At 69.4% G+C, this 24,243-nt stretch carries 6 protein-coding genes and 1 pseudogene; 4 read left to right on the top strand and 3 right to left on the bottom strand.

Annotated elements, in window-relative coordinates:
- Nucleotides 1-13 precede the first annotated feature (13 nt).
- Nucleotides 14-880, bottom strand: coding sequence for an alpha/beta fold hydrolase (locus O1Q96_RS21450; protein WP_269249749.1), 867 nt, complete (start codon nucleotides 878-880; stop codon nucleotides 14-16).
- Nucleotides 881-986: 106 nt separating this feature from the next.
- Here O1Q96_RS21450 and O1Q96_RS21445 point away from each other — a divergent pair, with 106 nt between their 5' ends.
- The 4 genes from O1Q96_RS21445 to O1Q96_RS21430 all read left to right on the top strand — a co-directional run bounded on the left by O1Q96_RS21445 (nucleotide 987) and on the right by O1Q96_RS21430 (nucleotide 4,055).
- Nucleotides 987-1,466: a CGNR zinc finger domain-containing protein gene (locus tag O1Q96_RS21445; RefSeq protein ID WP_269249748.1), complete on the top strand. Its 480-nt coding sequence runs from the start codon at nucleotides 987-989 to the stop codon at nucleotides 1,464-1,466.
- 26 nt (nucleotides 1,467-1,492) lie between these two features.
- Nucleotides 1,493-1,885, top strand: a complete 393-nt coding sequence (locus O1Q96_RS21440; RefSeq protein ID WP_269249747.1) for a DUF6233 domain-containing protein — start codon at nucleotides 1,493-1,495, stop codon at nucleotides 1,883-1,885.
- A 368-nt stretch (nucleotides 1,886-2,253) separates the two neighbouring features.
- A complete protein-coding gene (locus tag O1Q96_RS21435) occupies nucleotides 2,254-3,234 on the top strand; it encodes a GNAT family N-acetyltransferase (protein ID WP_269249746.1) in 981 nt (326 codons plus the stop codon).
- A gap of 311 nt (nucleotides 3,235-3,545) precedes the next feature.
- Nucleotides 3,546-4,055, top strand: coding sequence for an SUKH-4 family immunity protein (locus tag O1Q96_RS21430; protein WP_269249745.1), 510 nt, complete (start codon nucleotides 3,546-3,548; stop codon nucleotides 4,053-4,055).
- Between the two features lie 15 nt (nucleotides 4,056-4,070).
- On the opposite strand, the pseudogene O1Q96_RS21425 reads toward O1Q96_RS21430, so the two are convergent.
- Nucleotides 4,071-4,952: pseudogene (locus tag O1Q96_RS21425) on the bottom strand (IS5 family transposase).
- A gap of 70 nt (nucleotides 4,953-5,022) precedes the next feature.
- Nucleotides 5,023-24,243, bottom strand: a complete 19,221-nt coding sequence (locus O1Q96_RS21420; RefSeq protein WP_269249744.1) for a lonely Cys domain-containing protein — start codon at nucleotides 24,241-24,243, stop codon at nucleotides 5,023-5,025.

The raw sequence follows: 24,243 nt of genomic DNA, 5'->3' as shown, positions 1-24,243 counted from the left end.
ACAAAGCGACCTCTTATCCCAGCACCCGCCCGAGGAAGCCGCGCAGGTAACCCGCGACGACGTCCAGGTGGCTCTCCAGCAGGAAGTGACCGCCATTGACCAGGTGCACCTCCGCGTCCTTGGCGTCGCGGGCGAAGGCTTGCGCGCCGGCCGGGCCGAAGATTTCGTCGTTGCGGCCCCACACGGCGAGCACCGGGACCTCGCTGGTGCGTAGGAATTCGTGGAGCAGCGGGTAGAGCGGGCGGTTGTTCGGATAGTCGCGGAACAGCGCCAGCTGGACCTCGTCGTTGCCCTCGCGGGAGACGAGGGCGAAGTCGTGCTGCCAGGTGTCCGGGTTGACCAGGCTCGGGTCGGGCACGCCGTGCACGTACTGCCAGCGGATGGCGTCTACGCCCAGTGCGGCGCGGACGGCGGGTTCGGTGTCGGGTCCGGGGTTCGCCCCGTAGGCCCACACCTCGGTCCAGAACGACTCGACGAAACCGTCCTCGTAGCCGTTGCCGTTCTGGGTGACGAGGGCGGATATCCGCTCGGGGTGCTTGAGTGCGAGGCGCCATCCGATGGGTGCGCCGTAGTCCTGGACGTAGAGGGCGTAGCGGTCCAGACCCAGTTGGTCGAGCAGTCCGGAGGTGAGTTCGGCGAGTGCGTCGAAGGTGTAGGCGAACTCCCCTACGACGGGGGCGTCGGAGTGGCCGAAGCCGAGGTGGTCCGGCGCGATGACGTGGTAGTCGTCGGCCAGCAGCGGGATGAGTTCGCGGAACATGAACGAGCTGGTTGGGAAGCCGTGCAGCAGGACGATCGCGGGGGCGTCAGCGGGGCCGGCTTCGCGATAGAAGATCTCATGGCCGTCGACGGTGGCGGTCCGGTGGTGCACCGAGCTCATTTCTAACCCCTTAAAATCTTTTATCTGGTTAGTCCATCGTCATGCAAGCACGGAATGAGCTAACCTGTCAAATGACTCGATCCGGTTAGAGGGAGCGTGGCATCCGATGGACAGGTTGCTGGAGCTGCTCAACAGCAGGCCACTGGTCAACGGCGAGGAACAGGACGCGCTCGGCAACCCGGCCGAAGGCAGACGCTGGGCGCGGGAGCACGGCGGTGAAGGCAGCCTCGCGGAACTGGCGCTGCTGCGCGAGACGCGGGACATCCTGCGGGACATGGTGCGCGGAGATGGCTCGCCCGCCGCGTTGAGCCCGCTGCTCGAAGGGGTCCACCAGATCCCGGAGATCACTGCGGATGGTCTTCAGTGGATGATCAAGACTCCCCCGCATGCCCGGCTGGCCGTCGAGATGGTTCTCGCGTGGGCCGCCACCGAGCAGCAACTGCCCGGTCGGCTACGCCCCTGCGCCAACGACGAGTGCCGGCTGTTCCTGCTCGACCGCAGCCGCGCCAACCGTGCCCGCTGGTGCTCGATGGCCGTCTGCGGCAACCGCGAAAAAGCACGTCGCCACTACGAACGCACCCGCTGACCCGTCCCCCACGCGCCGTAGGCGGCTTGCGTACTCACAAACGGTTCCTTTGCCGTCACGACCCTGACCTGGGGCGACTGCTCGCACTACGGGTCTGGCACGCCATGTGGCTGCAGCGCATCGACGACAAGATCGCCGCCCTGCAGCAGCGGAAAGCCGAGCAGGGACGCGGGCGACAGAGACGGTTCGCAGAGCCGGAGTGGTTCGTCGCACGCGGCATCCGCGACGGACGCCCGCCCGCCGAGGTCCATGCGGGCTGCTGCTACGCCGCGGGCAGACGACGACGTCCGGTGAGCCGTGATGAGGCCCGCCGGCTCCTCGCGACAGGAGTACGGGCGTGCAGCCACTGCCGGCCCGACACAGTCCTGGACATCCTCGACGTACCCATCCGGCCGGCCCTCGCCGCCACAACGCGCTGACCGGGCCCCTGTACCCCCTGGCCTCGTTTTCTGCGATTCCCCGCGATCCCCCGCCCTCGCCCTCGCCATCGCCTGGAACAGGACATCCCTGATGACCAGCAGTGCGTTCCCGCCGCCGATCAGTGAACCGGACAGCACCCGTCGGCTGACTCCCCGTCCCGGGCAGGGGGTGGCCTTCCTGGGCCTCGGTACCCGTAGTAGCCGTTGTTCGACCGGTCGGTGTTCGGCCTGGCGACTGCAGCAGTTCCCGGCGGACAGGCAAGGCGGACCGGCCGGGTCCTCGGTCCCTGGGCGTCGGTGGACCTCTCGCCTCGCCTGCGGCGCACGCCCGTGGTGCGATGAAACAGGGGGTCGGGAAGGAGAGAGCGATGATCCCACCGGCAGGGGAGCACAAGAGTGGCACGAGCCCTGTGTCGGTCCGCCCGCTGGGTGAGGCGGACCTGGATCGGGCCGACGAGATCTTCAGGGTCGCCTTCGGGACGTTCCTCGGGGCTCCCGAGCCAAAGACGTTCTTCGGGACCGCCGACTACGTCCGCACTCGCTGGGCGGCCGATCCACATGCGGCCTTCGCAGCTACGGTCGAGGGCGAAGTCGCCGGATCGAACTTCGCCGTCAACTGGGGCAGCGTCGGGTACTTCGGCCCGCTGACCGTGCGTCCGGACCTGTGGGACCAGGGCGTCGGCAGGCGCCTCATGGAGCCGGTCATGGACTGCTTCGACACCTGGGACAACCGCCACCTGGGCCTGTTCACCTTCTCGCACAGTCCGAAGCACCTTGAGCTCTACCGCCGGTACGGTTTCTGGCCCCGGTTCCTCACAGCGATCATGAAGAAGCAGGTGGCAGGCAGTGCCGCAGTCCCCGGCCGAGTGCTGTACGGCGAGCTGCCCGACGCCGAGCAGCCCGACGCCCTGAGTCTCTGTCGCGCGCTGACCGGGGCCGTGTACGAGGGCCTGAGCCTGGAACGCGAGATCGTGGCCACGCACGCGCAGGGGCTCGGTGACACCATCCTGCTCCAGGGCGCCGGCTCCGATCTCGATGGCCTGGCCGTCTGCCACTGCGGAGCCGGGTCGGAGGCCGGCGATGACGTGTGCTTCGTCAAGTTCGGAGCCGTACGCCCCGGCCCGGAGGCCGCCAACCGGTTCGAACGACTGCTTGGCGCGTGCGAGCAGCTGGCCGCCGAGCGCGGACTGGGTCAACTGGACGCCGGGATGAACCTCGGCCGCCCGGATGCCTACCGCCGAATGGTCGACCGCGGATTCCGCACCTGGTTGCAGGGCGTCACCATGCACAGACCCAACGAACCCGGCTACAGCCACCCCGAGGCCTACGTGATCGACGACTGGCGCTGAGACCCCGCCACACACGGCCCGCGAGGAAGGCCCGGTACTGCCCGAACCCGTGAACGTTCCGCGTCGGCGCCGACGGCCAGACACCTCCCGGACCGCTGCCGCAGTGCTGTTCCTGCTCATGTACAGAGCCATCGGAGAACTTCCCCGGTCACCGGCACGTCGTGCCCCGCATGGGGCCGATCAACGACACATGTCACCGCACCATACGGGCGTCTTGCCCAGCCCTCCACAAGATCCGCCTAGGTCCTGTCCGATAGGTCGTCTACGCGGTCTGAGAGGATCGGATGGACGGATCGAGTAGGGAGTGCCGGTTGCCGAGCACGCTGTGGCTGCCATATGACGCGAGTTCTCTCACGCGCCTGGGTGTGGGCGGCGAGGCGGTGTCTGAGCTGGTCGATCGAGGGTTGCCGGCCGACTGCAATCGCATGTTCGTGCGGGACTCGGGCCGGGAGCTGGATGTCCGCGCCCTTCCGCCGGGTCGGGCTGCGTTCCTCGGTGCGTTCGAGGACGGCGTCAACACGTACTGGCTGCTGATCGACAGCGGTGAAGTGTGGATGGTCCGTGGCTATGAAGGCGATGGGGATCAGCAGTACGGGCTGGTCAGCTCGTCGGTTGCGGGTCTGCAGAACGTCCTGACAGTGTGGGAGGCGTTCGCCTGCTCGGGGAAGAGCGATGCGGACGACGACTACGAAGACTTCGTCGAAGACGTGATTGAGCGGGCCCGGCAGAGCGATCCGAGGGTGTTCGAGGATGAAGAAACCTGGTGGTCACGCGTTTTCGAGGAAGTCGAGCTCGGCGTCCTGGTCCCGGAAGACCGATAGGCGAGGACGCGGTGGTCACGGGCGGAGCCACAGTCGGATTGCCGCGACCGTGACCGTCCCGTGGAAGACGTAGGCTCTCTTGTCGTAGCGGGTGGCGACCGCGCGGAACGTCTTGAGCCGGTTGATGGTGCGCTCGACCTCATTGCGGCGCCGGTAGACCGTTGTGTCGAAGCCGGTGGGTCGGCCGCCCTTACTGCCCCGGCGTTGGCGGCTGGCTCGCTGGTCCCTGGGTTCAGGGATCGTGTGCTTGATCTGTCGGCGCCGCAGGTATCGGCGGTTTCGGCGGGATGAATACGCTTTATCTCCCCCGACGTGGTCTGGTCGGGTGCGTGGGCGTCCGCTGCCCGGCCTTGGCACTTTGACCTGTTCGAGCACAGGTATGAACTACGGGGCGTCACCCCACTGTCCGGGCGTGATGACGAAAGCCATCGGGCGACGGCCGCCCTCGCTGGCCAGGTGGATTTTGCAGTTCAACCCTCCCCGGGAGCGGCCCAGGCCCTCGTCGGAACGGTGCCTCACCGGGCGACTGCGCCGGCCCGGAATTCGTGGCGCGCGGGTGAGGGCGCCGGCTGCGTGCTGGTGTGCTCGGCAGGACGTCGAATCGACGCTCACCATGCTCCAGTCGATCCGGCCCTCTGCATCCGCGTCGGCTTGGACGGCCCGAAGGATCTTCTCCCATGTGCCGTCCGCCGACCATCTGCGATGACGATCGTGAACCGTCTTCCACTTGCCGAACTGAGGCGGCAGATCCCGCCAGGGCAGGCCGGTCCGCTGCCGGAACAGAATTCCGTTGATCACCCGACGGTGGCACTGCCAACGCCCGCCCCGACCGCGGTTACGCGGCAGATGCCGCTCCAGCCGCATCCACTCGTCATCTGAAAGATCACCTCGCCCCACACGGACCGAAACGATCCAGCGCAAGGCGAGTCACAGGACCCATCGGACACGCCCTAGCCCCCAAGAGCCATCAGAAACGGCCTAGTTCTGGTCCGAGGTTGCGCCGGAGCTGGGCGGCGAGTTGCGCGACCGTCCGCAGGTCCGTCCGTCCCGCTGCCAGGTGGTCGGCGATCTGCCGCACCGCGTCGCGGAATTCCTCCCCCGCGTACCGGGAATCCGCCAGTACGTCGTGCGGTTCGTGCGGCAGAACCAGTCCGACGGCCGCCTTCCATGCTTTGGCGGCGTCCACGTCCGTGCCCCCGGTCGAGATCGCGCTCTGGAAGTCCGTGAACGCCGACCGCCAGATCCGCCGCGACACCGCCGCCGCGACGGCGTCGAGCACGTCGGGCCACGGGCCGGGGCGGGTCAGCAGCAGCCGCACCTGGTCGAGCGGTGCCAGCCCGCTGCCACGTACGCCTCCGCCTAGTTGCACCTCGACGTCCATTCCGGGGGTCATCGCGACGCCCGCCGCCCTCAGATCGGCCGGGCTCGCGAGGGCGGCACGGTCGACCCTCGGCGGATTCCCTGGCAGATCGTCCGTCGTCACCTGCCTCGCAACCCACTGGCGTTGGGCGTCGTCACGGGGGACGACGGGTACGTGCTCCACGTCGAGGTCGAGGTCGAGGTCGAGGTCGAGGTCGAGGTCGACGGAGCCGCGTCGCGGGGCCGGGTCGTACGCACTGTCGTCCGGGCCGACGAGTCCCACCAGGGCCTCTGCCGGGTCCGGGTTCGGCTCGGGGCTCGTGTCCGGGGCAGGGGCCGGCTTCGAGTGCGCCTGCACGGTCCGGCCCGTGGCCTCCTCGCTGATGGTGGCGTCCGTGCCGCTGCTGTCGACGCTGCTGCTGTACCGCTCGCCTCCCGCCCTCGTGATTCCGTCGCGGCCCAGCCGTGGCGGGCGCCGTTCACCGATATCCCCACCGGTCCAGGTGGACTTGAAGCCGACAGGCGCCCGGGGTGGAGTGTCGCCTCGGTTCGTGACGACACCGGGGGCGGATCCGACGAGCGAGCTGACGGTGGCGGTGGCTGAAGTGGACTCGGCGGGCTGGTCGGGCTGGTCGGGCTGGTCGGGCTGGTCGGGCAACTCAGGCGGACGTATCTGTGACCAGTGCGTCGCGTTGAACATCTGCGAGGTCATGAGGAGAACGGTCTCGTTCGACGTCGGACGCTCGACGAGTCGGAGTGGGTGTTCCGGCACCCAGACGGTCCGGGCGGTCCCGGTCCGGGCCGCGAGTGACGTGGCCAGGTCGACGGTCCCGGAATCCACGCCGACGGGGACGATCGCGACGTCCAGACCCAGTTCCGCCAGGGTGGTGTCGTAGGAGAGCAGTTCGGAGATCTCCGCGTAGGGCACCGAGCGGGTGGTCCTGTCCGGCCAGGGCATCTCCACCTGTCCGGGGGTCGTGCCCTTCATGTCCAGCACGTATCCGCCGGGACGGGACGACCTTCCGAATCCCCTCTTGGACCAGGGTGCGGAGGACGGCCGGGCGCCCAGCAGCTCGCCGCTGGGTGACGTCTCGTAGCCGTCCGCCCAGAGGGGAAGCCTCAAGGGCTTCCCTGTCCAACGGCGCCCGGCCTTCCGGCCCTCCGCGGAGATGATTTGAGTGGTGTCGCTCAGCGCCCCGTGACGTTGGAGGTCGGTCGCGGCGAGCACCGTTGGATCGTAGGCGTTGCGGCCGAGGGCCGCCGTCATGGCCGCCAACTGCAGCAGGTTCGCCCGCAGAACCTCGTCCTGCGGATTCTCACCGTTGGCCAGATGGAGCACCTTCGTCGTCAGGGCGTCGGGGTCGGGATGGTTCTCCACGCTTTCCACGGCCTTGACCGTGGCCCACAGCGCGTTCTGCCGGTCGTCCGCGGTGATCTGAGTCGAGTCGATCAGCCTCAGAACTCGGCGGACCCACCGGTCCGGATCGCCCTTTTCGATCAGTTCGCGGGCCCGGTCCACGGAGGGCAGCGCAAGGAAGTCCGGCAAGGTGGACGGCTGACCTGTGGACTGCCGGTCGGCGGACAGCCGTGCCGACGCCGCTTCCAGCATCGTCCGTACGTCGGCGGGGTCCAGCGATGCCGGCCGGGTACCGGGGGCGGTCGTCAGGCCGTGGTGTCCGCGCGTGACCCGGTCGAGCAGATCGAGCGTCAGTTCCCCGTACCCACGCAGCTTCTCGTCCCTGCGGCGCATGACCTCCAAGGCGCCGATACCGCGCAGCAACCCCTGGTACGTGCCGACCGGGTCGTCCTTGTCGCTCTCCACATCGACGCCGAACGTGATCCGGAGGGCCCGGACCAGCCTCAGCGTCGTGTACCTGGCCATGGCCGGGGTGAAGTCCGAGGACGTCTCCAGGCCGGCCTGCTCGGCCAGGGTGTCGAGTTCGTCCGGGGTCGGCTCGGGGCGCAGTTTCTCCATGTACACCGGGTCGTTCACCGGCGTGGTGGTGATCCCGTGGTGCAGTAGTTCGCCGCCCTTTTCAACAGTCGTGTGCACCCTGCTGGGGGCGTAGACGTCGCGCCTCGTCGTATTGGAGACGCCCTGGGCCGCCGACAGGACGGCGAGCGGATCAGTGACGAACGGGCGACTCCATATTTCAGGGGCGGCGTCGTTCCCCTCCCGCTCGCTTCCCCAGCAGGACAGGAACACGATGGGCGTGTTCGGGTCGAGTTGTTGCATGCTCGGGCGCCGTCGGAGAAGGTGGCCGGTCTCAGGTCCACGAACCAGAACCTCGCTCTCCAGCTCGTCTTCCACCAGGATGGTCTGCCCCGGCAGACCGTGGCCGACATAGAAGTACGGTTTCAGGCCCTTCCACGGCACCGGTCGGGGAGGTCCGATCTGTTTACCGGTGACCGGGTCGTAGCTGTACCACTCCGTCGACCGGATCATCGCTTGGAGATACGACTCACGCTGCATCTGATCGGCGCCGCTCAACACGGCACGGCCGACGGGCCATCCCGCGACGGTGAGGGTGAAACTCCTGATCGCCTCGTCCTGGAGCGTTCTTCCGTCGCTCGTCCGCAGAACGCCTTCCCCGGGCCCGGTCCGCTCGGGGTCCGACCCCAGATCGTCCGGCTTGCTGCCGATCCACTCGCCCGTCGCCGCGACTTCCAGATCCAGGTTGTCGGTCACCTCGATGCGGTGCCGGCCGGTGTCCTGGTTCGGCTTCATGCCGACCTCACCGCTGTGCGACCACAGCGTTTTGCGCACCCGGGCCGCGGCCCTGCGCGGCAGGTCCAGCCCCTGGGCGCCGGCCTTCGGCGAGACGAGCACCACCCGGGTGGCGTCATCACGACCGGTCAGGTCTTCGTCCAAGGCCAGCAGTTCGGCGAACTCCTGCGACGACAGCCTCCACCGCTTGCTGCGATCCGGCAGGGCCAGAATGACGCTCCGGTGGTCGCCGCCCTTCGTCCCGATCACATACGGATGGGGCGCACTCGGATCCTGTGCCCACAGCGCCGGCCGGGGTTCACGCTTCTCGCCCGCGTTGTCGTACGAGGACGCGTCCACATCCTGGACAGGCCGGCCCGTCCAGTTCCGCCCCGCCGGGGTGCCGTCCTGCGCGGTCAGGCGAGTGGCGTCGGACAACAGGCCCTGCTTGCCCAGGTAGTACGAACTCAACGCCGCCCGGCTCGTCGCTCTCCCGGCCGCCATCGACTCGTCCACCAGCTCGTACAGCGTGCGCGCTTGGTCCGACAGGTCGTCGACGTCGAAGCGGATGGTTTCCGGAGCGGGGTCGTCGGGCGCGTGAGACGCACCCGGCGGTCCATCGGCGACGTCGCGGACACCGCCGACGTCAGTGCCGTCGGAGTCGGAGTCGAAGTCGGCCACAGAGCTTTCAGGCTCCTCGTCCGACACCACCTCCTCGTCGGGATCAATGGCTCCCTCGGATTCGTCGTCCGACACCACTTCCTCGTCGGGATCAATGGACCCGTCGGACTCGTTGTCGGACACCACCTCGTCCGGATCTATGGACCCCTCGGATTCGCTGTCCCGCTCAACTGCGTCCGAAATCGTGGAGCCGTCGGACTCGTTGTCCGGTTCAGGGTCGTCTTCGACGTCGTCCGCAAGGTCGTCGTTCAGGTGCAGGATGTCCTGGGCGAGCGCGTCCAGGTCGGCAGCAGACTTCTCCGGACCGAAAGACCCCGGACTCAGCTCTTCGAGCCGGGCGGCGGCGGCCGACAGGGGTGACCGGTCGACCGTGATCGCTGCCTGTTGTCGCGCAGCCCGTCCGGCGGCGCCGTCGATCGGGCCGACGGCACTGATGTCCCGGCCGCCGCTCTCCGTGGTGATCGGGAAGTCCTCGGCCCGGACCGGGCCGCCCCGTACCTCCCGGACGTCGCGCACAGCACGCTCGTTGAGCTCCAGCTGATGCCGGATCTCGTCGAGGAGGAGGTCCCGCACGGCGTCCGCCCGTTGCCGGCCGACCGTCTCCGCGTCCTCCACCGCGCCGCCGAACAACGCGAAGCGCTGACCGTTGCTGTAGCCGGTGATCGTGATACGGGGGATGCGGAGGCCGGCCCTTAGGTCGCTCAGGCCGGACATCACGATCTGCTCGGCCAGCTCTGCGATCCGCCGGCGCTGGATCGGATCGGTATTGGTCCGGTCCGCGTCGTGTTCGGCCTCGGGGACGCGGGTCGACGGGTCCGGCTCAGGCGCTGCGGGTGCCTCCGGTGCAGGCGGCGGTACGGACACCAAGGGGGCCGTCGGTGGAGCCGGAGGTTCAGTCGGTGGGATCGGGGGCGGTGGCGGCAGCAGAGGTGCCGGGACGGGCGCGGCCGTCTTCACCTGGTCGGGCCGGACGACGACACCCAGTCGGTCGCTGAACAGGGCCGCCACATTGGCCAGCCAGGCGGCGGCTTCCGCGGGGTCCAGGCCCGGCCGCACCGACTCGCTCATGTAGCGGCCCGACTTGTCGTTCACCACCCAGGAGTTCAGCTCTGCGTTCCAGCGGAACTCGCCGGACACCCGGCTGCGCCCCGGCAGCGTCCGACCGGCCTTCGCGGGATCAGCGCCCGCGGGATCAGGCTCGACGAAACCGGCTGCGATGCCCGTGTGGCCCAGCCCGTCCATCGCCTGGCGCAGCGACTCCGCCGTCAGATCGGGATCGTTCTCCCGCATGCCCGCCAGCAACGCGTCGAACTGCTCCTCCGTGACGATCCCGCTCAGTTGCTCCGTGCCCACGATCACCCGCCCGTCATCGGTGACCGTGTACAGCCACACCGCGTCCCGGTTCCCGGTGATCAATAGGTTCGGGTCCACCTCGTCCAGCGGAACCCACAGAGGGTTCAGCCGTATGTCGCCCTTCTGGTCCTTTTCCTCGTCCTTGATGCGCTTCGGGAGGACCGAGTTGCCGAACCCGTCGCGGGGTGCGGCGTCGCTGCCGTCGTAGTGGTTGACGCCGTTGTAGTAGACCTCCGTCTGCCGCAGGGCGTTGTCGGGCCCCGCACGGCTGACCCGTCGGGTGCCTGACGGGAGCGCCTGCACCACATCGACCCGTGTGTTGAACGCGTGCGCCAGAAGAGGCAGGAAGATCTCTCCCGCCGCTGTCCCCCAGCGCTGCTCCCAGTTGAGGACGGCTTCCAGGAGCGTGGGCAGTTCCTGGTCGTCCAGCGGCGCGGCGCTCTCCGAGTAGACGGTTTGGAGCAGGCGGCCCAGGGCGCCGTCATCGAGGTCGTCGGGCGTCGGCAGCAGACCGTGTTCCTGGAGGTACTCGAACATCTGGCGCGGACTCAGGTCCTCGGCGTACGCCTCCTGCACGGCCCGGGCGTCCCGCGCGGAGATGCTCGGGTCCGGGGCTGCGGTTTCCGATGCCACGCGCGCGGCCACGTACCGTCGCTGCAGTTCGGTGGGGTCGAGTGCCTCCGGTACGGGGATGTGCTGGACGCCGTGGTGGGCGAGTTGGGCGAGTCTCTCGGCCCGGTTCATTCCCGTGACGCGTGTCCCGAACGCATCGGCGACCGTCTGCCGGAACTGGCCGACGATCTGCGGATGCAGCCGGCCCTCGCTGCGCACTACGTAGTCCTCCACGAAGGACCGCATGGCCTGGAGCACCACATGCGGTGGGCCGGTCGGGAGCTTGCCGGTCCTGGAGCGGATCGTGGCCTGGCGGCGCAGTTCATCGCGTACCGCAGCGGGATCTTCGAGCCAGAGGTAGGCCTCGGGGTCGGTGGTGGCGAGGCTGCTCAGCCGGTTTCGGAGGTGCGTGGGGTCGCCTGCCATGAAGGAGTAGAGGAGGCACTCACCTGTGGCGGGCACGCGTACGCGGTGGCCCCTCGCACGGACGCTGTCGGTCGTCGACGGCTCGGCGTTCCTGTCGTCCGAGCCCTTCTCGACGCCACTCTTCTCGACGCTGTCCTTCTCAACGCTGCCCTTCTCAACGCCGACCTTGTTGTCAGAGCCCTTTTCCTCCGAGCTTTCCTCCGAGCCCTTGTCTTCCGAGTTCTGCTCTTCCGAGCCCTTCTTGTCGTCCGTAGGTTGCGTATCCGTCGGATCCGTCTGATCCGTTAGATCCGTCAGCGGTGTCCGGCCGGTCGGCAGTGCCAGCTGGTAGTGGCGATCGTCAAGGCTCAGCACCACATGCGCGCCGGGGCGCCCGGAATTCTCGACGAGCCCTTGAAGGTTGCCTTCTCCCCTCGGGTTCTCGGGAGTGAAGTCCTGGAAGCCACCGTCGCTCCGGACCACCGTGACGCGTACGCCGAAGGTCCGGGCGGCGAGCAGCGGGAGCAGGTCCGCCGCGGAGTGGTCCCAGCCGGTCTCGGACGCGGCGTCGCCCTGCCGGAGGAGTTGCGTGATCGCCAGCTCGGCCCGTGTCGCGGGGCTCAGGCTGACGGCGTGCGGGATGAGACCGTCGAGGGCGTCGAACTCGCGGCGGGCCGGCGTGTCCGTGCCGAGGTCCAGGCCCGCCGCGGCTGTCTCGTCCGCGCTGAAAGTGTCGGTGTGGTCGGGGGCGACGGCGGCCAGGAGGTCCTCGTCGGCGTGGTCGGTGAGCCAGGAGGCCATTTTCCGGCGCAGTTCGGACATCGCCCGCGGATCGTCGAGGTCGATGCCTTCCGCGGCCAGCAGCCCCGGGGAGGCGTGTTCCAGGCCGAGGGCGAGCGCGCGGAGGAACGCGTCACCGTCCCTCGGCACGTCGTGCAGCGTGTACGTCGCCCGCGCCGAGGTCGCAGACGGCACAGTCTGCACAGGCGACGCGGGTGACGCGGGAGCCGTCAGCACGGTGTCCGCCCCCGTACCCGTCCTGGTGTAGCGGGGCGGCGCCGGGGACGACGGCTTGGGTGCCCTCGGCGGGGCCTGGTAGGTCACCGCGGGCGGCTCGGCGAGGCCGTCCAGCTGCTCCCGGCCCTCCTCGGTGGCCGCGAGCCGGTGCCAGCGGGTGAGTTGGTCCGTCCCGGCCCGTACCCGGTGGTATTCCGCCGCGGCCTTCTCCGCCGCGGCCCTCAGTTCGTCCAGCTCGGCGCGCCGGGTGTCGAAGGCGTCGCGTGCCGTGTTCCGGCGTGCGGTGGCGTCGTCGAACTTCTGGCCGGGCGCTCGCGCGGACAGCAGGGCAGTGTCGAGCCGCTCGTCGTCTTCGGCCTTCTCCCTACGCGCGGTGTCGAGCCGTAGATCGGCCGTCTTCCGCACTTGGTCGGCAGCCGCGGTCGCTTCGGCCAAGCGGGCCCGGACGGCGTCCTGTTCGTCCCGCAGGAGCTGCGCCCAGCCCTCGTGTTCGGGTTCGGCGCCGTCCTCGTTCTCGGCGAACGCGTCGGCTTCGGCCTGCGCGGCGGCCACCCTCGCGTCCGCGAGACCGTGGTCCCGGCGCGCGTCGTTCTCGGCCTGCCGCAGGGCCGTGTCCGCGGCGTCGGCCTCAGCCTGGGCGAGGTCGACCGGGCGCGCCGCGGCGCGGGCGATCCCGGCGGCCTGGTCGAGGGCGGCCTGCGCGGCGTCGAGGTCCCTGCGCAGGTGACCGGAGGCCCGCCGCTTCTTCCAGTAGGCCTTGTCGGCCTCGACCCACGCCTTGCTCGCGCTGCCGACCGCGTCCCACGCCTTCTTGACGCCCTCGGGGAAGTTCACGTCGCTGATGAGCTTCAGCTTGCGGGCGACGTCCTCCCGGATCCAGGCGACGACGTACGCCTTGGACTCCATCGCCTGCGGCCCCGGCCTGGCCTTGCCGAAGGTCCCGCTGCGGACCTTGTTCGCGAGTTTCGAGTCCACGATGTTCCGGTGCACGTCACCGACGCTCAGCCAGGTGTTCGGGACGGCGAACAGGAAGGACCGGTCGGTCCTGGGCTTGAGGTTGCGCGAGGTCAGGTGGTCGTCCCCGACCGGCATCCCGTCGCCGTCGAGGTCGTTGGGGCCGGGACCGAAGAGTCCGATCTGGTTGAGGCCCGCGTTGGCGGGCGAGTCGTACAGGAAGGCGCCGCCGAAGCTCCCGCTCTGGGTGTGCTCACCGGACGAGGACGTGCCTGCGTTCTCCCCGTACCGTTTGAGCACCTCCAGCTTCTTGCCGTCGGCGACTGTCAGCAGCAGTGCGCGGCTGAAGTCGGGTGTCGAGCGCAGGCTCAGCTGTCCGGTGTCGGTGCCGATGAAGGACTTCTCGGTCAGCCCCACCACCTGGTAGCCGTCCGGCTCGGTGGTGCGCGGGTAGAACGAGGTGACCGCCATGGTGCTGGTGCCGTCCTCCAGCGCCTGCGCCGAACCGGTGCCCAGCCGGGTCAGACCGGTTTCTCTGCTCTTGCGGAGGAGTTCGGTGAGGGCGGCCGCGTCGGCGGCGGCGTCGGAACCGTTTTCGGCACCGTTCTTGGCGTCGTCCTTGGCCTTGAGGGCGTGGGAGGAGTAGCCCGTGTCGTACGCCTGCAGGAGGAGGAGGTCGTTCGCGACGCGGATGTTCTGGATGCCTACGATCCCGCGGGGGTGCATACCGTTCTCGGGGAAGGTGAACGGCTTCGTCACGCCCTCCCCGTCCCGGATCAGGAGCTCCTCGCCCGCCTTGCGCACCTCGGGAAGAGGCACCCTCCGGGGCGGAGCGGCCAGGGCGGGATCGGCCGCCGGATCGGGCGCGGGCAGCAGCGTTCCATGCGCCGGCTCCGACCGAGCCGGCTCCATCAGACTGAGCGGCACGTGCTCGCGCAGCTCACCGACGTCGTCCTCCTCGACGATGCGCAGCCGACCCCGGAAGCGGTCCAGCGCCGTGGCCTTCCCGTGCTGCGAATTCCTCGTCGGGCCCTTCCCCGACTTGCCGCCGGAGTCGGCCGGAACGCCGGTGTCGGGGGTGTTGTCCGCTTCCAGAGTGATCCGCATCCGGTACGGGGTGACGGTCTCCGCATGGGGTTCGGTGGACGCCGCCCGGTAGATCGTGACGGTGGTGACCGCGTGGCTCGACGCGACCGTCTGCCGGTGTGATCCGCTCTCGGTGTACGACGGTCCGGCGCCCGGGACAGTCGCGTTGCCGGTGTACACCATCTGGCTGGTCAGGAGCCCCACGTCCGCCCCGGACGAGTACTCCGAGTTCGTCTGGGAGGTCTCGATGGCCCGCCGGTTCTCCTCCAGCTCCGCGCTGTGGTCGAGCCCGTCGAACGTGGGCGTCCCGGGGATCAGTTCGACCCGTACCCGCACCCGCCTGCTGCCGATCCGTACGCTGTCCCAGCCCCAGCCTCCGGCGGTGACCATCGTCGACGGGCCGGTGGTTGTCATCTCCCCCTTGAGGGCCCGCGTGGCACGGGCCGTCACCAGTTGCCGGATCCTCTCCCGGCTCTCGTCGTCGAGTCCCAGCTCCCCGATGCGCCGGTCGAACGCGAGCAGCACCTCGGTGGGATCGAGCGCGTTCACCGCGTAGGTGCCGAAGGCGGCGTCACGCAGCCAGGGTTGCGGCGTCCACTGCTGCCGCGTGTAGCGGGGGACCTCACCCATGCCGTCGTCGAGCAGCCCCAGCCGGTGTGCGCTCTTCTCCGGCAGATGCCCCAGCAGACCGCCCGGGCTCGTCAGCTCTGTGCCCGCCGCTCCGGCGAGCGAGCGCGGTACGAGGGCACTGCCCGCTGCGGCTGTCCCGATCCGGCCCGTCCCCAGCCGGCTGGAGGTCAGCGCGAACCAGTGATCCACGTCGGCGGCCACCAGCACCTGGTGGGTGAAGCCCTTGCGGTTCGTGTCCGCGACGACCGTCCGTACGACGCTGACACTGTGCGCGCGGGACGTCGAGAAAGGGTTGGCGACGATTCCGTACGTACCCATGATCCCGTGTCCGGGGTTCTGGGCGACGGCATAGACGAGCTGACCGCCGAAGACGAGGCTGGTGCTGTTGCTGGTCTTGCCGGCGGCCTGCCGGGTGCCGCCGAGCGTCATCTCGGTGTCCATGGACATCGACGGCGTGAGGGCGTGCAGGTCCCCGACCGTCGTCGCGTACCGATAGGTTCCCCACAGCTCGCCGAACGGCCCCTTGCCGAGCAGGCCGCTGCCCACCAGGCCGAGCGGCCCCGAGCTCTGGTCGAAGCTCGCCGCCAGGTACTGGGGAGTGAAGGTACGGACAATCGCCTCCCGGGTGGGGGCGCCCTCCTTCACCAGTTGCCAGGCGCTGCCCGACGCCGTCTTCAGGACCCGGTCCACCTCCGCGGTCAGCGTGGGCGACAGAACCATGTTCACGATCACGAACGGGTGCTGCTGGAACTCCTTGAACTGCTGTGTCCCGCGCTCGGCGAGCCGTCGGGCGGGCTGTCCCTTTCCGGCACCCGCGGGCAGTACGAGGCTGCCCTTCGCCAGCGCGAGGGCCCGCTCGGTGTTCATGGGCGTGGGAGCGGGCTCGTCGGACAGGTAGGGGTTGAGCGCCCCGTCCGCGTACGGGTCCGCGGCGGGGGCGTGCTGTACGGGGACACCGATGAGCACCTGTCCGGTCACCGGACCGCCGCCCGGCAGGGGGCCCGGCGTCGTCCGCCGGCCGAAGAGCACGTTCACCGGCTCGTCCAGGACCAGCAGTCCCGGCAGCCCGAGGCCGACGCCGCGGATCAGACCGCGGGGTCGCCAGTATCCGCTCAGGGTCGCGGTGAGACCGATGTCGAAGCGGTACAGATGAGTGGGCTGGTTGCTCACCGACATCGGCTCGTTGGTGACCGTCGAACCGAAGGAGATCTCCGACTCCCGCTGCCATCCCTTGCGGCCGCCCAGGGTCAGCCCGAGTACGTTGTGGCGGAGTCCGGCGCCGTCGACGGCGTTGTCGCGTCCCGAGAGCGTCCCTTCGAAGCCCAGGTCCACGCCTCGCTTCGAACTCATCTGACCGTCGAGCCGGTCTATGCCCTGTGCGCTGAAGCGCATTCCCTCGTGGACGTCCTTGCCCTCGTACCGCCGCCCGGTCAGCGTCCCGTACACCCGCAGCGTGTAGTAGGTCTGTCCGACGGCGTCGGGGTCCGTGAGTCTGATCGGCAGGCCGACCGTGGTCAGCGCCTCCAGGTTCGCGGTGATGTTCTGCTGCGACAGCACACCCAGGATCTGCAGGGTGTTCTGGAGCGCGATCCGGTACTTGACGGGATCCCCCCACTGGGGCGGCATGGGCAGGCTCCGGGCCGCGTCGAGCACCTCGTCCGGTTTGCGCGCGAGCACATCGTTGAAGCGGGCGCGCCAGCTCTTCGGCAGGTTCGGCGGCAGCAGCTGGTCGAGTGGCACCACCAGCCCTTGCCGTCGCTGCGCGATGCCCTTCACCACGCCGTCGGCGAACTCGTCCAGCAGGGTGCGGCCCACGCCGTCCGCCGCGTCCGGTGTGACCCGGGTGCGCAGCCCGTCGTCGAAGGTGAACTCCTTCACCCGGTGCATGCCCAGGGTCCGCGGGCGGTCCACGGTCAGATAGGCCGGTGCGAAGGGCGGGGCGACGCCGTTGCGCAGCGCGAGCCGGGTCCCGTCGTCCCATCCGGCCAGCCGGCGCGCCTCGGCACTGGTCATCCGGTCCAGGCTCCAGGTGAGGAACCGCGTCGGCGGCGCGTTGTCGCCGGCCTGCCGCACCCGTACCGACTTCACCACCAGGTAGAGGGCGGTCTTGGGGCCCTTCACCTGTCCGGCCGACTTGAGGGTGCCTGCCCCGCCGAGTCCGGCCGACCAGGTCCTGGCGTACGAGTACTGGGCGGTCGGCCCGGCCTGGAGCCGTAGGCCGAAGAGGGCCGTGCCGGGGTCGAAGAAGTTGAAGGCCGGTCCGGCGACGGCTTGCATCAGCAGGCTCTTGCCCTCTGCCCGACTCCGCTCGCTGCGGACCGTCGATGTGTTGATGTCCCGCATCTCGGCCTGGTCGGTCTCTCCGACGAGCATCGCGGTCTGCGGAATCAGTTCCTCCACCACGAAGACGCCCAGCGGTGACTTCTTGTCGTCGTCGGCGAACAGCGGCGGGGTGGTGATGCGGCCGCGCGCCATCGTGCCGCCGTGCCGCTGGAAGCTGTCGCCCGAGAAGAAGGTGTCCAGCTCGGTGTAGGCCGTGCTCCCGGGCAGTACGCCGATCCGTCCGGCCGCCCAGTCCCGGATCGCCGCGACGGGGCCGAATCCCTCGATCCGGACGAAGCGGTACTGGGAGTTCCGGTCCAGGTCGATCGACCGGGGGATGCGGCCCGGCTTCGGCATCTTCAGCACGCTGTCGGGCAGCCGGACGAGGAGCCCCTTGTGGATACCGAAGGCGAACTGGGCGGGCGCGGCGGAGCCGGTGTTGGTGGTGCTTGCGCTGGTGCCGGTACCTGTACTGGCGCCGGAGCCTGTACTGGTGTTGGTGCTGGCGTTGGTGACGACCCGACCGGTGGCGTCCGTGACGCGCACCTCGTAATAGATGTCGTCCAGGAACGACCGTGATTCGTCGAGCGTCCGGGTCTCCATCTGGTTCATGCGCTGGTCCGACAGCGTGTAGCCGACCTTGTTGATGAAGCCGAACCGCAGGGAGAGTCGGCCGAAGCCGCCGAAAACCGCGGTGCCCGCCGGGCCGATCGGACCGCCGAGGCCGTACTGGGAGTTGGCCTGCATGTTCTTGGTCAGCCCGAACGTCGCGGCGCCCCTGTGCATGCTGTCGATCTTGGTGGCGTCACCGAGGCCGTCGCTGTACGGGGACCAGTTGCTGTAGTGCCTCGCTCCGACCCACAGGACACGGACTTCTCCGGCCTCGTTGACGTACGGGAAGGGGCGGCCGTCTCCGTCCGCCAGCGTCTTCGGCTTGTCCCGGAGCGTCTGCCGGAGGTCGGTCAGCAGCTGAGTGTCGCCCTTGGCGGGCCTGGTCTCCCGCCCGCGCCGCAGTTCGCGGTCGATCGTGTCCAGCGCGTCGTCGATGCCCCGCAGGACGACCGTGCTCTGGCCGAAGGTGCTGGGATTGGCGAGGAGTTCTTCGACTTCGGCGGCGGTCAGCTCGGGGGGCAGGAGCGACGGGAGGTCGTCGACGTACCCGGGCATCCGCCTGCCGTCCTCGAAACCGACCGGGGTTCGGCGCTTGGGCGGGGGCGCCATGGAGTGGTCGAGACGCGGGCTGTCCGGAGGGGGCGGGTCCGACTCGGTGGGCTTCGCAACGGTGGGCTTCGGGACGAGGGCCACCGTCAGGTCCGGGTCGGTGATCGCGTCCGTGGTCGGGGCTGTGATCGCGTCCGTGGTCGGGTCAATGGTCGCGTCCGTGGTCGGGGCTGTGATCGCGTCCCCGAAGGTGACGGCTTCTGTTCCGGCGGTGTTGCTCGTCGAAGCGGCGGTGGCCGGCGCGAGGAGATCACGCGGCCGCACCACTCCCCAGTCGGCGCCCGCGACACCTCCCGGCACCGTGGGGAGCAACGCTGGGACGTACGGCTTCGACGGTCCCACCTTGCCCAGCCCCGCGCTGCCTCGTGAAGCCCAGACTCCGCGGCCGGTCGCGGCACTGATGACGGCTCGCGGATCGGCGCCCGGGACATTGGCAGTCACTGGCACCGCAGACGTGGTCGAGGATCCCGCCGTCGGCGTCGGCACCGCCTTCGAGACGGTCAGTACGACATCGACGTCCAGCCGGTGGTCGGACAGCACCGGGTCCCGCGACAGCAGCTCCGCAACCTCGTCGTACGGCACCCGGTGCCGGGAGCCGTCGGGCAGGGTCATGAGCATGTGGTCGGCCCCTCCCCCGGCCCACACCATGTACGGCTCGGGCCGGTTCGGAGCCTTCCAGGGGGTGCGCTCCGCTCCCACGGGCCGGATGCCGCCGCCCGGCTGCGGTGCGGTGACGATGACCCGGCTCGTGTCCACCTTCACGTTCACGTCCGGCTCGGACTGTGCCCACTGCCGGCCCGTCGGCTCGCCGTTGACGTCCAGGAGCTGGGTCTGCGGAGACAGGGCTCCGAACAGTTCGAGATGGAACGCGGCCAGCTCCGTCGGGCTGTCCACATCGCGTCCCGCGGCCGCGGCCTGCGCGACCAGTCGCAAGAGGTCCGCGCGCCGGACCGGGTCCGGCTGGTCCAGGTGCAGGACCTTGGCCGTGAGGGCGTCGGGGTCGGAGGTCCGGCTCTCCCATTCCAGGGCCTTGGCCGTCGCCCAGAACAGCCGTGACCGCTCGGGCTCCCCCACCGTCGGCGAGTCTCCGTCCAGGCGCAGAACGGAGACGGCCTGGGCGTCCAGGTCGGCAAGGCCGCTCAGCCGTTGCGCCGTGGCGACGACCTGAGGTAGCGCCACGAAGTCGCTGAGCGCGGTGCCGGGACTGGTGTGCGCGGATTCGGCGGCCACGAGCAGCAGGTCACGGTAGGCCTCAGGGGTCGGGGCCGAGCCCGGGTCGCCGTCCGCCACGCCCTGCCGCCGCTGCCGGTCCGCGCGGGCGGCGCGTGCGAACAGGTCCATGGTGAACGGGCCGAAGCCGTCGAACGAGGGATCGGTTGCGCGCATCATGTCCAGCTCACCGATGCCACGGAGCAGATCCGCGTAACCGGCCTCGTCCTCGACAGCCACGCCCAGTGACAGGCGCAGAGCACGGACGAGGCGCAGCGTACGCGTCCGGGTCTCGGGCCGGACCGGTCCGGGGCCGGTGTGCAGCCCGGCCGCGCGGGCACGGTCGTCCAGCGTGTCACCGGCGGGTTCCGGCCGGAACTTCACCCACTGGCCGCGTCGGCCCTGCGCGTCGGTCATCAAGACGTGCACCCATCCCCGGCCCGGCAACTGCTGGAGGCCGACGGTGCGGGTGCCGCCGTAGACGGTGCGTTCAGTCACGTTGGACGTCCGCTGACCGTCACTGATGACGGCCAGCGGGTCAGGGACGAAGGCGTCACGAGCGTCCCGGCGGGCGCGGGTCGTACCTTCGGGGGCCGCGTCCCAGCATGCCTCCATCAACACGCCGTGGTTCGGGGGGAGTTCGGCCAGACTGGGACGCCGCTTCAGCAGTCCGCCGACTTCCTTGCTCCGGGCGACCTTGACCGCGGTTTCCCCGTTCCCCTCTTTGGCCTCGGTCGGCAGATGCGTCTGCCCCGGCCAGGAGTGCGCTGCGAAGACGTACACCGGCTTTCCGGCGAACGGAACGGGCTTGTCGTCCTTGGTCCAGACCCCGGTGGCGGGGTTCCTGTGCCAGAGCTCCGTCGCCTCCGTCGCGTGCCGGAGGGCCTCCATCTTCGACGGGGCCTCGGCGTCGTCGAACACGCCCCGGCCGATCGGGCCGCTCTCGGTGACGATGGTGTGGGACAGCACCTCGCGTTCCCAGGCCGGAGCGTCCTCGCCGCCATCGGGGCCGTTGGGGTCGAGGACCTGGCCGGGAGCGCTGCGAACCCAGTCGGCGCGCGGCAGGCCACCGCCGGACGACAGGGAGACGGTGTACGGCAGGGACGGGTCATCCTGCGGAGCCAGGTCCACACCGCCGTTGGCCGACCAGGTGTCCCTGCCGATCCGGTCGGCCGTCCGGCGTGGCAGGTCCAGGCCCCTGGCGCCCGCTCCGGGAATCAGCAGGACGACCGGGACGTCCGCGGGGAGGCTCGCCAGCGCCGGATCGAGGGCCAACAGTTCGGCGAACACGTCGATCGGCACCTCGCGCGGGGCGCCGTCGTAGCCCCGTACCTCGACGTGCTTGTGCGTGCCCGACGCGACCACCACGTACGGCCGCGGGCCACCGGGCCGGTGCCAGGGAGCCGTACGGACGTCGGTGCGCACGATCGTGTCGTCGAGGTCGTCGGCATCGGCATCGGCATTGTTGTCGGGTTGCTGGACGGATCTCCCGACCGTCGTCGCGTCCAGGTCCGGGATCACCGTGTCCGTCCAGTTGCGGCCCCGGACCGCACCGCTCTCGGTGGTCATGGCACGGGAACGGGACAGCACACCGCGGAGCTGGAGGTGGAAGGCGGCGAGCGCGGCCAGGCTGCCCGCGGACTCCACCGCCGCGTCCATCGCCACCCGGAACAGCTCGCTGCGCTGGGCACCGGTCACCGGCGCGGCACGGTCCAGCCCCAGCACGCTGCGGGTCACGGCGTCCAGGTCGAGCGGGCCGTCCCGCAGACCTCGGTCGAGTTGCCGCAGCCGATCGACACGGGCGATGGCCTCTTGGAGGCCGGGGTAGATGTGATGGGACACGATGTCGGTCCCGAAGACGCCCGTCAGCAGCTGGTGGTGATGCTGGATCTCCTCGGGGGTGAAGGGCTGCGGCTCGGGCGACTCGTCCGAGTCGGCCATCGACTCATCGACCGATGCCGCGTCGTCGGCGTCCTCCCAGTCCATGATCATGTCGATCGAGTCGGTGGAACCGGGCGAGGATGAACTGCTGACGGGGATATCGGCCGGCGCCGGCGCGCTGAAGTACGCACCCTCGGGAACGTCCAGTGGCAGTTCCCTCACGTCGGCGGGGGTGTCGGGGACTGCGTCGGGGCTGCGCGGCGCGTCCACGGACACTGTCGGTGCAGGGGGGTGACCGGACGAACTGGTCGGCAGGGGTTCGGACTCGGTCCGCACGGTTCGGTACGGCCGTTCATGCTGGGCCGCTGTCTCGCCCTCGGGCGTGGTGGCCGGGGTTGTGGTCCGCTGCTGGGCGCCCGCTTCGGTACGGGGTGTCGCGGGGGCCGACGCGAGGTCCGGCGGCGTGAGGGGGGTCGACGGATGCAAGGAGGTGTCGGCCGGGGCCGACGTCTCCGGGACGAGGTTCGGTTCCGTCGGAGCGTTGGTGACGGCGTCGGCGTTGACGTCGGCGTGGGCGTTGGCGTCGATGTCCGCGTCGGTGCGGGTGCCGGTGCCGGCCTGCTCCGCCGTGCCAGGCGTTACCGCCTTGCCGCCGTGCGGCGCTGTCGTCTGGGCCGGGTAGGTGCCGTTGGCGGTCGAGTGCTTGGCCGTCGGCGTGCTGGGGTCCGTCGACTGGTGGGCGGCAGGTGGTACGGCCGGTGTGACGTTCGGTGCGGCGGGCGGGATACCTGGCGTGACTGTCGGCGCGTCCGCCCGAGAAGACGAGTCCGTGTCCGGATTCGTATCCGGATTCGCACCCGTATCCGCGTCCGCGTCCGCGTCGGTGTCCGCGTCCTGGTCGAGCAGTGCTTCGGAGTCGCCGTCAGGCGTCCGTTGCCGTACGGACTCGTCGGGGCCGGAAAGGGCACTGTTGCCCCCCGTCCGGCCCGCAGGAGCCTCGGCGCTCTCCGGATCGTCGACAAGGTTCTCGTCCGAGAGGGAACTGTCGGCGTCCGTACTGTCGGCATCCGTGTAGTCGGAGACTGGTGTCGACGTCGGTCCGGCCGTCGGGGTGAACGACGGTGTCCCGGGGGCGGACGTGCCCACAGTGGGGATGTTCGGCAGCGTGTCGGCGGGTGAGTCGTTCCCGGCGGGCGGTGCTTCGTAGAAGTTGAGCGTGTCGAAGACGGACTCACCGTTCGCGTCGCGGGTCGTGGGAGGCGTGTTCCGGGCGACGACGCCTTCCGGATCGGCGTAGAGCCCGTCGTCGCCGTCGAGGTAGGAGGGGGACACGGAGTATGGCGGCTTGGACGTACCGTTCACTCCCACGGGTCCGCCGGTCACCGCCCCTCCGGCCTCCGGCCCCGGGTACACGGGGGTGAACCCGTCGGTCGGACCCTGCTGCCCGAACCCGTCGATGCCGTCATAGTCCGAGACGGACGAGGCATCGCTGACGCTGTCGAAGACCGACGAATCTCTGTTGGCAAATCTGACGTCACTCGTATCGCTGACGGAGTCGACATCGCCGAAGTCGCCGGCGTCGCTGACATCAGGCACGAACGACGTCGTGCCCCCCTCGCCGATGCCGATGCCACCGGTATAGGGGAGGGGAGAGTTGGTGGAATCCGGTACGTCATAGGGGTCGTTGTAGACGTCATTGTAGAAGCCGTCGTCGGACACCGTGTGGGGACGAATCACGTTGCCGTGGCCACCGGCGCCGGTCGTGACGTCATTGATGTCGTCGACGTCGTTGACGCCGTTCAGGTCGAAGTCATGGTTCTGGAAGAAATTCTGGTTCAGCCACTTGCCGCCGAACTCGGCGATATCCGAGGCACCCTCGAAGATGAGCCCGCTGGTGCCGGCGCTCAGGAAGGTCCCGGGGTCGAGCTTGAACGTGCCTTCGAAGAAGAGCGTGGTGAACGCCTCCGCGAAGGTCTCGGCCTGCCCTTCGTTGATGAAGGCGAGCGGAAGCTCCGCCACCTCCTTCCAGACCGGGCTGTCCTTGAAGATCTTGTTCACGAACGGCTTGGTGAACTGGGAGAAAACGCCACCGAAGAGCCCGGCCAGCGCCCCCGCCGCCGCCGACTGCGCGATGTCCATCCAGTCGAAGTCATTGCGGCGGCGGTCCGGGTCGTCCGGCGCGGTCATCGAGATGACCTGCGCCATGAACGTGACGAAAGCCTCCTGGATCGCTTCGAACACCGCCGAGAGCGGGGTCGGGATCGTGCGTGAGATCCGCTGGAGAATCAGCAGGATGGAGAGCGCGGTGCGCGACTTCGCCGCGGCTATCTCAACCAGCGACGTACCGCCGGTGAAGATGGAGAGTATGGCGATCAGCGCGAGTTCGATGTTCATCAGGATGAACTCGATGAGGACCTGGTACTTGCCCTCCGAGAGCTTCATCGACCGGTCTACCTGACGGGAGCCGATGTCCCGTAGCTCGGTGGCGAACTTCGCGAGGTGGTTCTCTCCGGAGTCGTCGACGAAGAGCTTCACCGCGGCGACGAATTCCCTGGCGATCTGCGGTGGAAGCGAATTTCCCGCGTTCTCGACCGCTCCCTTCATCGCGTCGGACAGCGCGTCGATGTCGTCCGCCAACCGGTTGTAGGCACCACGGCTGTCGAAGCCGCGGTCCTCGTTACCGGTGGCGACGTTCGCGCCTACCCAGACCTCGATGAACTCCCGCAGAGCGGGCGGGAAAATGATCGCCAT

Source organism: Streptomyces aurantiacus (assembly GCF_027107535.1).
GTDB lineage: Bacteria > Actinomycetota > Actinomycetes > Streptomycetales > Streptomycetaceae > Streptomyces.
Note: the sequence above shows the minus strand (reverse complement) of the source record. Positions and strands in the feature narration are given on the sequence as shown.

What these genes read in the sequence shown, in the direction of transcription:
- O1Q96_RS21435 (WP_269249746.1), top strand. Translation starts at nt 2,254, where the DNA reads ATGATCCCACCGGCAGGGGAGCACAAGAGTGGCACGAGCCCTGTGTCG.
- O1Q96_RS21445 (WP_269249748.1), top strand. Translation starts at nt 987, where the DNA reads ATGGACAGGTTGCTGGAGCTGCTCAACAGCAGGCCACTGGTCAACGGC.
- O1Q96_RS21420 (WP_269249744.1), bottom strand. Translation starts at nt 24,243, where the DNA reads ATGGCGATCATTTTCCCGCCCGCTCTGCGGGAGTTCATCGAGGTCTGG.
- O1Q96_RS21450 (WP_269249749.1), bottom strand. Translation starts at nt 880, where the DNA reads ATGAGCTCGGTGCACCACCGGACCGCCACCGTCGACGGCCATGAGATC.